10 protein-coding genes are annotated in these 12,246 nt (G+C 52.8%); all 10 read left to right on the forward strand.

What is annotated here, in order from left to right; translation table 11 throughout:
- Positions 1 to 2 precede the first annotated feature (2 nt).
- The 10 genes from tssK to RSC70_RS00505 all read left to right on the forward strand — a co-directional run bounded on the left by tssK (position 3) and on the right by RSC70_RS00505 (position 12,168).
- Positions 3 to 1,352 (forward strand): type VI secretion system baseplate subunit TssK, encoded by a 1,350-nt coding sequence (tssK, locus tag RSC70_RS00460; RefSeq protein WP_115103045.1) that lies wholly within the window; start codon positions 3 to 5, stop codon positions 1,350 to 1,352.
- The gene (tssL, locus tag RSC70_RS00465; protein ID WP_304187030.1) at positions 1,349 to 2,008 is read left to right on the forward strand and encodes a type VI secretion system protein TssL, short form; all 660 of its coding nucleotides are present in this window, start codon (positions 1,349 to 1,351) and stop codon (positions 2,006 to 2,008) included. Before tssK ends, tssL begins: the two co-directional genes overlap by 4 nt.
- Positions 2,009 to 2,020: 12 nt before the next feature.
- Positions 2,021 to 3,730 carry an OmpA family protein gene (locus RSC70_RS00470; RefSeq protein WP_332541284.1) on the forward strand — a complete coding sequence of 570 codons (1,710 nt, stop codon included), beginning with the start codon at positions 2,021 to 2,023 and terminating at the stop codon, positions 3,728 to 3,730.
- Between the two features lie 88 nt (positions 3,731 to 3,818).
- A complete protein-coding gene (locus RSC70_RS00475) occupies positions 3,819 to 4,310 on the forward strand; it encodes an Hcp family type VI secretion system effector (protein WP_025802740.1) in 492 nt (163 codons plus the stop codon).
- Between the two features lie 207 nt (positions 4,311 to 4,517).
- Entirely contained in the window at positions 4,518 to 7,283 is a 2,766-nt protein-coding gene (gene tssH, locus RSC70_RS00480; protein WP_332541286.1) for a type VI secretion system ATPase TssH, read from the forward strand.
- A complete protein-coding gene (locus tag RSC70_RS00485; protein WP_332541287.1) occupies positions 7,277 to 9,673 on the forward strand; it encodes a type VI secretion system Vgr family protein in 2,397 nt (798 codons plus the stop codon). Before tssH ends, RSC70_RS00485 begins: the two co-directional genes overlap by 7 nt.
- Positions 9,674 to 9,686: 13 nt before the next feature.
- Entirely contained in the window at positions 9,687 to 10,448 is a 762-nt protein-coding gene (locus RSC70_RS00490; protein ID WP_304187018.1) for a DUF4123 domain-containing protein, read from the forward strand.
- 34 nt (positions 10,449 to 10,482) lie between these two features.
- A complete protein-coding gene (locus RSC70_RS00495; protein ID WP_304187015.1) occupies positions 10,483 to 10,986 on the forward strand; it encodes a DUF3304 domain-containing protein in 504 nt (167 codons plus the stop codon).
- An 81-nt stretch (positions 10,987 to 11,067) separates the two neighbouring features.
- Positions 11,068 to 11,574 (forward strand): DUF3304 domain-containing protein, encoded by a 507-nt coding sequence (locus RSC70_RS00500; RefSeq protein WP_304187013.1) that lies wholly within the window; start codon positions 11,068 to 11,070, stop codon positions 11,572 to 11,574.
- 81 nt (positions 11,575 to 11,655) lie between these two features.
- Positions 11,656 to 12,168, forward strand: coding sequence for a DUF3304 domain-containing protein (locus tag RSC70_RS00505; protein ID WP_332541289.1), 513 nt, complete (start codon positions 11,656 to 11,658; stop codon positions 12,166 to 12,168).
- Positions 12,169 to 12,246: the final 78 nt, after the last annotated feature.

A 12,246-nucleotide genomic window follows, 5' to 3' on the forward strand; every position in this document is an offset into this window, starting at 1 on the left:
AGATGAAAATTGACCGTCCGTTATGGGCTGCTGGGACATTGTTGTCTCCGCAGCAGTTCCAACAGCAGGCGCGCTGGGAGGCATACACCAATGAGTGTATCGCTCATCTGGCGCTGGTTCACCCTTGGGGGATCTTAGCTGCTGAGTTTGACAAGGACGCATTACGGCTGGGCAAACTGAAAGCGGATCGCATTAGCGTCCGCTTTCAGGACGGTACGTTGCTCGACAGTGAGCGGGCAGATCTGTTGCCACCTGCGCTGGATTTAGCGCAGGTGTTACCTGCCGATGCACAAAGCGCCACGCTGTTGCTGGCGCTGCCGTTGGAACATGCCAATGGCGGTAACTGCTTACCGATGGATGCCAAAGCCGATCGTCCCATTCGCTATCGTCAGGATTGGGCATCAGTGCAGGACATTTTTGGTAACGATACCGAGTCCATGGCGGTGGCGCGTTATGCGCTTACGCTGCGTCTAGACGGTGATGAAAACGGTGATTACCTAACGTGTCCCGCCGTGCGCTTAGTGCGCGACGTGCAGGGTGTTTGGGGCGTCGATCCGCAGTTCGTTCCGCCATTGCTTCAGTTCGGTGCGCACGCTGCGCTGGTCAGCTATTTGGATCGTTTATTGACCCAACTGCATGCCAAGCGCACGCGCCTGATGGGCATGCGCCGTGAAAGCAACCAGCGGATGGCCGATTTTGCCGTTGCCGATGTGTCGCTGTTTTGGCTGCTGAATGCGCTGAACAGCTACCAGCCGGTGCTGAATGATTTCCTCACCCATCCTGCGTTGCATCCTGAGTTGGTTTATCGCGAATTGGTGAAGCTGGCCGGTGCGTTGCTCACTTTTTCGCTAGAGCACGATATGGATGCTATTCCAGCCTATGACCACGCGCGTTTAGGCTCGGTATTCCCGCCGTTGTTCAGCCTGATTAGCACATTGTTAGAAGCCAGTTTGCCGTCACGCGTGATCGCCCTCGAACTGGAAAAGGTCCGTCCAAACCAGTGGCAGGCCGCGTTAAACGACGCTCGCCTGCGCGAAGAGGCGGATTTCTATCTTTCGGTGCGCTCTGCGTTACCGGCTCATCTGCTGCAAACCCAGTTCCCACTACTGTGCAAAGTGGGCGCGCCGGATGACGTCAATAATTTGATCAACGTTGCCCTCAACGGTGTTCCGCTTATTCCACTCAGCCATGTCCCTGCCGCCATTCCGCTACGTCTGGAAAATCAGTACTTCGCTTTGGATCTCAAACATCCAACGGCGACGGCGATGTTGGCCTCTGGCGTGTGTGCGTTTTACGTACCAGGAACCTTATCGGATGTGCAACTTGAACTGTATGCGGTGCTGAGAGCATGAGTAAAAAGAGTGTGATTGATATCGACGATCTGCTGCAAGACACATGGCTGCTGGTGGTCCAACTGCGTCAAGGGGTTCCAGTCGAGCATGGACAAACCCTTTGGCAGCACTGCACGAAAAATATCGAACGTACCGAACAGACTTTGAAAGAAGCGGGCATGCATCAGAGTGCCATCGATCATATTCGTTACGCCCAGTGTGCTTTGCTGGATGAAACGGTGCTGGGGCGTCCCCAAGACGACGGCTACTCTGCCTGGCACGCGATGCCGTTGCAGGCCCACTTCTTTCAAACCCTACAGGCGGGTGAACTGCTTTATCAACGCATGCGTGAAGTGCTGCGTGAGCCTGCGCCAAACATGGCCGTGCTGACCTGTTTTCACCGTGTGTTGATGCTGGGGTTTCGTGGCGTTTATGGCGAAACCGATACGCCGGCGCGCCAACAGCTGGTGGCTGAACTTAGCCAACGCGTAGCGCCGCTGGATGTTGATCAAAGCGCACCGTTGTTGGTGAACGCCGCTGCATCGCGGCGTTATCGCTGGCTGCATTCGCGTTGGGTTCATGTTGTTGCGGCGGTGGTGATTCTGGCCGGTGTTTGGTGGGGCTTTCACAGCTATCTCACGACGCTGGTTACCACGCTGTTACCCGCCAAGCCATAAAGGGACGATGACATGAGCACCACCTACAAGCGCGCCCTATGGGCATGGGGCGGATTGCTCGCGCTGTTACTGTGTCTAGTTTGGCTGCCGTTGACGCTGTTGGGGCAAATTATCGCCATCGTAGTGGTCTTGCTGGTGGTGGTTATCGGTTGGCGGCGCGCAGGGCGTGTGAATGCCCATGTGATGGAGGCTACCGCTGATTTACCACCTGAGCATTTCCGTCATCCGGTGGTGGTGGTGTGCGGCGACGGCGTTGATGCGCTGTTTGGTCCAGCCAACGTAAGAGAAACCCCGCAGGGCTGTTATCTGCGCTTACCGCCAGAGCTTCGCTTGGTGGATTTTGTTGATTCTATGCTGGCGCAGCGCGCCGGTTGGAGTGAGCAAATCAGCATCTTGCGGGTGATAAACCCACAGCAGCAAAGCGATGCCGCCGTGCTCGCTGGGCAAATGCGTGAGTTCTGTTATCAGGTATCACGCGTCAGCAAGCTGTGTGGCCGAGACACGCCGGTGCTGTTCACCAGCTATTTGGCGATCGCCAACACGCATCAGCCCGATGAACTGTGGTTTGAGTGGCTGGCAGGGCAGGCGGAAAGCAGCATTGGCATTGGGCGTTCGGCTCCGCGCGCGCTGGCTGACTGGCTTGCGGCGAATCGTAGCGATGAAGACGAAACGCAGCGCGCCGAACGTTTCCAGTGTGCGGTCACGGTAAAAAGCTGGCGCGAATGGATGGCTGAATTTGTGTTGCCGCACTGTCAGCGTCAGGAGCATTCGGCTCCGGCCTGTCGACCGGTGGCGATTGCACTATCGCCGGTCGCGGCGCTGCCTGCATCGGTGGGTAATCACTCGCTGTGGCAGCAGTGGCTAGTAAGCAAAACCACGCTCAGCGATGGCGCGAAGGGCGAAATGACCCACGCTGAATCGAGCGGCGGATTGGCTTTCCCCGATCGCTTGCTGCGCCTGTTGCCTCAGCAGTCGGGGTTTACTCCGCTGCGCCGGACGCAGGCATGGGGCATTGGGCTATTTACGCTGGCAGCGGTTGCGGCGCTAGGCAGCTCCGCGTGGCATAACCGCCAGCTTTTGCGGCAGGTAAGTGACGATATCCAGCGCTACAACGCGATTCGCATGACCGACTACGTGGCGAAAAAGCACGCGGTTGACGTGCTGATCCAAGACGAAGTGCTGTTGGATAACAACTATCGGCAGGGCGTCCCGCTGCGCATGGGATTAGGGCTGTATCCGGGGGAGCGTTTGCGCCAGCCATTATTGGCCACGATTGCCACCTATCTGCCACCGCCGCCGGAAAAGGTACAGGAAAAAGCCAAGGTGGTGATCCCCAAAGCGGTGCGCTTAGACAGTCTATCGCTGTTTGATACCAACAGCGCGAAGCTAAAAGCGGGCTCCACCAAGGTGTTGGTCAGTGCGCTAGTCGACATCAAAGCGCAGCCGGGCTGGCTGATTGTGATCGCCGGACATACCGATTCCACCGGTAATCCGCAGCGCAATGTCACGCTTTCCCAAGCACGCGCCGAAGCGGTACGCGATTGGATGCGCAGCATGGGGGATATTCCGATGACCTGTTTCGCGGTGCAGGGATATGGCGCAAGTCAGCCTATCGCCAGCAATGAAACCGACGTTGGCCGAGCGGCTAATCGGCGGGTAGATATTCGTCTGGTGCCAGAGGCGGGAGCCTGCAAGCTGCCCGCCAAGGCATCAGATTTTTAACCAGCCGCCAAGTTCGGCGGCTTACAACAGTGTACTTATCAGCACCCCAAGTACGGATAAGTACCTCCCCAGTAACAAGGAGTTTTACATGGCAATTCCAGCATATCTGTGGCTGAAAGACGACGGCGGCGCAGACATTAAGGGTTCAGTAGACGTACAAAAGCGTGAAGGCAGCATCGAGATGGTGGCGCTGGAACACTCTCTGTACATCCCAACGGATAACAACACCGGCAAACTGACCGGTACACGTATCCACACTCCTCTGGTGTTCACCAAAGAAGTCGATGCATCAAGTCCTTACCTGTACAAAGCCGTGACTTCTGGCCAGACCCTGAAGTCTGCCGAAATCAAATGGTACAAGATCGATGACGCGGGTCAAGAAGTGGAATACTTCAACACCAAGCTCGAAAACGTCAAAGTCGTGAAAGTCGCGCCAAAAATGTGGGATATCAAAGACCCATCGAAAGAAAAACACAACCATCTGGAAGAGATTGAGTTCCGTTACGAGAAGATCACTTGGACCTTCAAAGACGGCAACATCATTCATTCTGACTCTTGGAATGAGCGCGCTTCAGCGTAATACCTCAGGCAGACGAGAAATCGTCTGCCTTTTCGTTTTTCTGCTCAGTGCCAAAACGGCCTCGTTCGGACACTGAGCACAACAACGAACGGATTTAAAACAATTTAATTTGATGACCTTATGGGCCTTGGCTTCCAAGTATGGAAAACGGCTATGGGCGGTAGCGTGCCTAATAAGGCAATGGGCATAAACGGGAGAGAGAATGTAATGGGAAATAATTCAGCAAGCTTACTGCGTCGGTTAAATCCATATTGTGCTCAGGCGCTTGCCGCCGCCGCCACCTTATGCCAAACCCGCGCCCATGCGGAAATCACGGTAGAACACTGGCTGCTCAAGCTGTTAGAGCAGGGCGAAGGTGACATTACGGTGATCGCTCGCCGCTACGAATGGGACATGGACGGCCTATGGCAGGGGTTGCTGAATCATTTAGAAAGTCTTCCGCATACCATTCAGGGAAAACCGCAGCTCTCTGACAAGCTCCAACAGCTGATCAAAAATGCGTGGCTAGATGCATCGTTGCAGGAAAACACCGATGCCGTGCGCTCCTCTCATCTGCTCGCCGCGCTGATTAATAAGCCTAATTTACTGGCGACGGATGCCGTTTGGCCGTTGCTGAGTATCAGCACCACGCAGCTTTCTCGTTTGCTGCCGCTGTTAGATAGCCAGTCGGAAGAGCGCCCTGAGCTGCAAACTGGATTGCAGCACTCGCAGCATCATTCTGAACATTATCCTGAACCGCAGCCGACGCCGAATGCCGAATCGGCCTCGGGTCAACCCAACGCCAGCGGCGTTTCGCCGATGCAGGAAGCGCATCTGGCGGTGCTCAATAAGTTCACCCTCGACGTCACCGAAAAAGCGCGTTCGGGCGGTATCGACCCCGTATTTGGGCGCGATATGGAAATTCGCCAGATGGTCGATATTCTTTCCCGCCGCCGCAAAAATAACCCGATTCTGGTGGGCGAACCCGGCGTAGGTAAAACCGCGCTGGTGGAAGGTTTAGCGCTGCGTATCGCCGAAGGAAATGTGCCCGACAGCTTAAAAACCGTAAGCGTACGCACGCTGGATCTCGGTCTGCTACAGGCGGGCGCAGGCGTAAAAGGTGAATTCGAACAACGGCTGAAAAATGTGATTGAAGCGGTACAGCAAGCGCCCGAACCGGTGCTGCTGTTTATTGACGAAGCGCACACCATTATCGGCGCGGGCAATCAGGCCGGTGGCGCAGATGCCGCTAACCTGCTGAAGCCGGCGCTGGCACGCGGTGAACTGCGCACCATTGCGGCTACCACCTGGTCTGAATACAAACAGTATTTCGAACGCGACGCCGCGCTGGAACGCCGTTTCCAGATGGTCAAAGTGGACGAGCCTGACGATGAGATGGCGTGCCTGATGCTGCGCGGCTTGAAAGAGCGCTACGCCACCCATCACGGCGTGCATATCCAAGACGCGGCGGTGAAAGCGGCGGTCACGCTGTCGCGCCGCTACATCACCGGACGACAACTGCCGGACAAAGGCGTCGATTTACTGGATACCGCCAGCGCCCGCGTGCGTATGAGCTTGGATACCGTGCCAGAGCAGCTCACCCAGATTAACGCCCAGTTAGCGTCGCTGGAGATGGAAAAACTGGCTATCGAGCAAGATTTGGTGCTCAGCAGCGGCGCTGATAGCGAACGACTTGGCACGATTGAAAAACTGAGCGCTGAATTACTCAGCCAACAGGCGCAGCTCGATGCCCAATATCAGCAAGAGCGCGAGCTTACCCAAACGCTGCTGGAGGTGCGTCAAGACCTCAGCCGCCAGTCCGAACGCGCCGCTATTCAGCAGCAACTAAGCGAAATTCAGGGCAATCAGCCGCTGCTTTCTCTCGACGTTGACGTGCGCACCGTGGCGAACGTGATCGCCGACTGGACGGGCGTGCCGCTGGGCAGCTTGTTGAAAGACGAACAAACCAGCCTGTTACAGCTGGAAGATCAGCTGGGCGAACGCGTCATTGGCCAACCGGCCGCACTAGGCGCGCTGGCGCAGCGGTTACGCGCCGCAAAAACCGGTTTAACCTCGGAGAACGGCCCGCTCGGCGTATTCCTGCTGGTTGGCCCGAGCGGCGTGGGCAAAACCGAAAGCGCATTGGCGCTGGCTGATGACCTGTTCGGCGGCGAAAAATCGCTGATCACGATTAATATGTCCGAGTATCAAGAGGCGCACACCGTTTCCCAGCTTAAAGGCTCACCTCCGGGCTACGTGGGTTATGGTCAGGGCGGGATTTTGACCGAGGCGGTACGCAAGCGACCATACAGCGTGGTGCTGCTCGACGAGGTTGAGAAGGCGCATCGCGACGTTTTAAACCTGTTCTATCAGGTATTCGACCGTGGCTTTATGCGCGACGGCGAAGGGCGCGAGATCGACTTCCGCAATACCGTGATTTTAATGACCGCCAACTTGGGCAGCGATGAGTTGATGGCGCTGTTAGAACAACAGCCAGAGGCATCAGACGGCATGCTGCAAGAGCTGCTGCGCCCGATCTTGCGTGATCATTTCCAGCCAGCCTTACTCGCCCGTTTCCAGACTTTGATTTATCGCCCGCTAGACGCCGTGGCGCTCCGCCGCATTGTGGCCATCAAATTAGGGCAGGTGGCAAAACGTCTTCAGCGTCATTACGGACTGACTTGCCACATCGAAGAAAGCCTGATGGACACGCTGGTCGAGGCCTGCCTGCTACCGGATACCGGCGCGCGCAACATCGACAGCCTGCTTAACCAGCAGATCTTACCGGTACTTTCTCAGCAGCTATTACAGCTTTTAGCGCAGCAGCGAAAACCAAACAGCCTGACATTGGGTTACAACGACGAAGACGGCATTACGCTGGATTTTGGTGATGAAGAGAGCGGTGACGAAGATAGCGGTGATGAATCGAACGGTAACGAAAAGAACGCTGAATCAGACGGCGCAATAACCGCCGAAGCGAGGGTGACATGTTAAATACTGCGGCTCAACTGATGTTCGACCACAGCCACCATGTGCTGAAGGTCTGGGACAACACGGCTCCGCTGGACGTGTTGGCGTTCACTGGCGAAGAGCATCTCAGCCAGCCTTATCGCTACACCATTGAATTCACCAGCTCGGCCAAAGACATCCAGCCCGCGCAGATGCTGATGCAGGACGCCACGTTCACTCTGAACGCCACGCCGAATGCGCTGGCCTCTTTAGGTGCCGCGTTGTCGATGACGCAGCCGGTTATGCAGGCGGTGCGCACGGTGCACGGGGTGATCCAGCGCTTCAAGCGCCTGTCTACTTCACGCGATGAAAGCCGCTATGAAGTCACTTTGGTTCCGCGCTTGGCGCTGCTGGCGAAAAGCCATCAGCACGCGATTTACCAAAACCTCTCGGTGCCGGAGATCGTGGAAAAGATCCTGCGCGATCGCCACGGTTTCAAAGGGCAAGATTTCCTGTTCACGCTGGCGCACACCTATCCAAAGCGTGAACTGGTGATGCAGTACGGCGAAAACGATCTGCAATTTATCAGCCGCCTGCTGGCAGAAATTGGTATCTGGTTCCGCTTCACCGCTGACCCTAAACTCAATATCGACGTCGTAGAATTCTATGACGATCAACAGCATTACCAGTTCGGCACCAGCCTGCCGCTGCGTAATCCGTCGGGCATGAATGACGTTGGCGTTGAATCGGTGTGGGGCTTAACCAGCGCTCATCAGGTGGTCGAAAACCGCGTCACCACCCGAGACTACAACTATCGCCAAGCCCAATCGTGGATGGACGGCGACGTTGACGTCACCCGAGGCGACAAAACCACCTACGGTGAAGCCTATCACTACGCGGATAATTATCTGGCGGCGGGCGACAAAAACAGCCCACAGTCTGAGTCAGAGAGCGGTGCGTTCTATGCGCGCCTGCGTCATGAACGCTATCTGAATCAGCAAACCCTGCTGCACGGTTTCACCACCTCGGCGGCGTTGTCGCCGGGGCAAGAACTCAAAGTGGATGGCGATGCACCCGAGGCGTTCCGCCAAGGTGCGGTGATCGTGGCTATCAGCAGCAAAGCGCGCCGCGACCAAAGCTACGAAGTTGAATTCACCGCCATCCCATATTCTGAAAACGTCTGTTTCCGCCCAGAACCCAGCGCCAAGCCGGTGATGGCGGGCACCATTCCGGCTCGCGTCACCAGCACCGTGGTGAATGACACCTACAGCCACATCGACAAAGATGGCCGCTACCGCGTGTCGTTTGATTTTGACCGCGACGAATGGCAGGCCGGCTGCGAAAGCCTATGGGTACGCCAAGCGCGGCCGTATGCCGGTGACACCTACGGCCTACACGCACCGCTGCTGGCGGGCACCGAAGTGGCGATTGCGTTCGAAGAGGGCAACCCCGACCGACCGTACATCGCCTACGCGCTGCACGACTCCAAACACGGCGACCACGTCACGCTGCAAAACTACAAACGCAACGTGCTGCGCACCCCCGCCAACAACAAACTGCGCCTCGACGACGAACGCGGCAAAGAGCACATCAAACTCAGCACCGAATACGGCGGCAAAACCCAGCTCAACCTCGGCCATTTGGTCGATAGCCAAAAACAGAAACGCGGCGAAGGCTTCGAACTGCGCACCGACGACTGGGGCGCGATAAGGGCGGGCAAGGGGATTTTCATCAGCGCCGACGGCCAGCCAAAGGCGGGTGGGAAGGTGTTGGAGATGGATCAGGCGGTAAGCTTGATCAAGGGAGCCATAAGCCAAATGACGGACTGGGGAACCATCACCCAGTCCCATCACAATTTGCAGCCTGAAAGCGAGAGTTTAAAAAACTATCTGACACAAGCAACGCAGCTAACCGGTGCGGCACTTCTGATGAGTGCACCACAGGGAATAGGTGCCGTCAGCCCAGAAACCGTGATGTTACAAAGCGGCAAAGCGCTCTATCTGCAAAGCCAAGGAGAGATAAACTTAGCGAGCGCACAGCGTATTTCTGCAAATTCAAGTCAGGCAATATCGCTATTGGCTCAGCAGGAAGGTATGCGTTTAGTTTCAGGTAAAGGCGCATTAACCATTGAATCCCATGCTGATACGATGGCTTTAACCGCACTGAAAGACGTTACCATACAGTCGGTGCAAGGGCATCTACAGTTGACTGCGAAAAACGGTATCACTATTGGCTGCGGCGGGGCTTATATTCGTTTAACGCCACAGGGTGAGATTGAGATTCACGGGCCAAGCCGTTTAAGTTTGAAAGGTACACACGTTTGGGATACGCCTGCAAGTGAGAATTTTCCTCTACCCGAGCTCCCTCAATCGGTGTGCAAAGAGTGTTTGAAAAAGGCACAGGAAGAAGCTGCCGGATTTGTATTGCGTCAATAGAAGGAACGAAAACGTGAGTGAAAAACGCCAGCTTTGGCTGTCTCAAATCGAAAAAGTGTGTACGACGACAGATTTAAACTATATCGATATTCTTGTCGATCAGGCTGCTTGGCAGCAGCCCATAGTCTCGTCCTTGCAGCGTATGCAACCAGAAATAAAATGGTTTTCGTTATTCGATGATACGCCCGAAGAGGGGCTGCTTGAACAAGCCCCTTTGCTTATGCGTGTTCAACTGGATATATGGCAGCATAAAGCATGGCTGTCTGAGCTAATGGAACATTTCTCTGGAACCCCAAGACTGTTAATGCTGGTCTCACCACTCTCTTTTGATCTGCTGTGCGAGCACTTGAAAAAAATATCCGTCGCTAAATGGGGGGAACAATTTGGCCTGTTGCGTTTTTATGATACCCGCGTATTTCCTCTTTTAGTAACGGATGTTTTTAATCTTGAACAAAAGAAACGGCTAACGGATATTGCCCTTTTTTGGAGCTGGATGGATAGGGATAAATCACCTGTTTGGCTGACTGGCAGTTTTAATCCAGAAGTGAATTTTGTCATGAGTGATTTTGAGATATCTTTGGATGATAATCAGTTTGAGAGAATTGCCTGTATGAGTGATGCCGAAAATATTGCGAGCTCAGAACGGTTTCGCAATAACGCCTTTTCCAAGGAACATAATTTCTCCCATTACTATCGTGTGGCCGTGCGCATAACCGAACAAGGTTTTCTTGGCGATATTGCTGACTTTATCGAGCAGCACCATTTAGAGTGCTAATACTCACTCATCTTTACAACAAGGACGTTATAAAATGAAAAAAATAATAGTGGTAAGAAATATGGTCATGCTTGCCACATTATTAACCTCAGGGACGGTGGTTTCTGGTGAAAGCTCCAGTGGCGCAAATTTAACCGGTGTAAACCATACTCAAAAAGAGATTACTAGTTTTACGGCAAATGGATATAGAGGGCAAGTGGGAGGCTATACCTGTTGTGTTATGCTCCCAGACAAATGGGTATCTGGAGTGAAGGTAAACGTAGAATGGAAATCAGCCTCTAAAATTACGCATTTGTTTCCTGGCTATTCTGATGAGAAAAAATATAAAGAATGGGAAAAAAATGTAAAGGATGATTATGTATTTCATTCTGCGGTAGTGAATATTCCTAGATATGATAATGATAGCTGTGGATTAACTGTGCATTTTTTGCCCTGTGACAAAGTTAAAGTCACAACGTCATGCTGGGGATATGGTAGCCCTGAGTATCCAATAAAAGAACCATTGAATATGCCGGAGCCGAAAACATGTCCGAGATAAATATCATGCGTACTATTATGACTATTTATTAAAGTGTGGAGTAAATAACCATAATGGTGCTAATCCAAACAGGAGAGGGTAATGAACAAAACATTAAGGAATTGCGGTGGCATGCTGGTGCTGTTGACGCTATTTACGACAGGTTGCTCATTCGCCAGTGACGATGATATGACCGGTGGGGATTTAAGGGGAGTAAATCATACAAAACAAGGGATAACTCGATTTTCAGTAAATGGTTACGGAGGTTTTGTTGGGGGAAATACATGTTGTGTTTTGTTACCTAATAAATGGAATCCGGGTATGAGTGCGGTGGTTAAATGGAGTGTAGATCCAAAACCATATGAACGGTTACCGCCTTTAGGAACGGATGAGTATAGGAAGGCTTATGCGGAGCATGCATCGCGTTATACAAGTCATAGTGCGATGGTTCAGATACCGAAATATGGCGAAAAAAGGTGTGGTCTAACAGTGCATTTTTTGCCCTGTAATAACGTTAAAGTCACAACATCATGCTGGGGATATGGTAGCCCAGAATATCCAATAAAAGAACCACTGAATATGCCGGAGCCAAAAACATGTCCGAGATAAATACTGTTGGTACCATTATGACTATTTATTAATGTGTGGAGTAAATAACCATAATGGTGCTAATCAAAATAGGAGAAGGTAATGAATAAAATATTAAGAAATTGCGATGGTGTACTGGTGCTGTTGACGCTATTGACGGCCGGTTGCTCATTCGCCAGCGACGATGATATGACCGGTGGGAATTTAAGGGGAGTGAATCATACACAAGAAGGAATTACTAATTTTTCAGTCAATGGATATAGCGGCTTTGTGGGAGGGAATTCATGCTGCATTTTATTACCCAATACTTGGCGCTCTGGTTTGAAGGCGCAAGTTGAGTGGGTGTCAGATCCAAACCCTCGAGAAAAAATAAAAAGAAAAACGAGAGGCTATGGATTTGATGAACAAGCTTTGGCTAAGCATGAAGCCAGCTATAAAAATAATAGTGCTATTGTAGATATCCCTAATTATGGAGAAAAAAGATGTGGCCTCACAGTGCATTTTTTACCCTGCGGTAAAGTTAAAACCACAACATCTTGCTGGGCATATGGAAATCCAAATTACCCAATAAAAGAACCTTTAAATATGTCGGAGCCGAAAACATGCCCAAGATAAATACTATGGGTGCCATTATGACTATTTATTAAAGTGTGAAGTAAATAACCATAATGGTGCTAATCCAAATAGGAGAAG

Origin of the sequence: Hafnia sp., assembly GCF_036648275.1 — a bacterium.
Taxonomy (GTDB): Bacteria; Pseudomonadota; Gammaproteobacteria; order Enterobacterales; family Enterobacteriaceae; genus Hafnia; species Hafnia alvei.

Excerpts from the sequence above, each read along its gene's own strand:
- tssK (WP_115103045.1), top strand. The coding sequence starts at position 3 with ATGAAAATTGACCGTCCGTTATGGGCTGCTGGGACATTGTTGTCTCCG.
- tssL (WP_304187030.1), top strand. The coding sequence starts at position 1,349 with ATGAGTAAAAAGAGTGTGATTGATATCGACGATCTGCTGCAAGACACA.
- RSC70_RS00470 (WP_332541284.1), top strand. The coding sequence starts at position 2,021 with ATGAGCACCACCTACAAGCGCGCCCTATGGGCATGGGGCGGATTGCTC.
- RSC70_RS00475 (WP_025802740.1), top strand. The coding sequence starts at position 3,819 with ATGGCAATTCCAGCATATCTGTGGCTGAAAGACGACGGCGGCGCAGAC.
- tssH (WP_332541286.1), top strand. The coding sequence starts at position 4,518 with ATGGGAAATAATTCAGCAAGCTTACTGCGTCGGTTAAATCCATATTGT.
- RSC70_RS00485 (WP_332541287.1), top strand. The coding sequence starts at position 7,277 with ATGTTAAATACTGCGGCTCAACTGATGTTCGACCACAGCCACCATGTG.
- RSC70_RS00495 (WP_304187015.1), top strand. The coding sequence starts at position 10,483 with ATGAAAAAAATAATAGTGGTAAGAAATATGGTCATGCTTGCCACATTA.
- RSC70_RS00500 (WP_304187013.1), top strand. The coding sequence starts at position 11,068 with ATGAACAAAACATTAAGGAATTGCGGTGGCATGCTGGTGCTGTTGACG.
- RSC70_RS00505 (WP_332541289.1), top strand. The coding sequence starts at position 11,656 with ATGAATAAAATATTAAGAAATTGCGATGGTGTACTGGTGCTGTTGACG.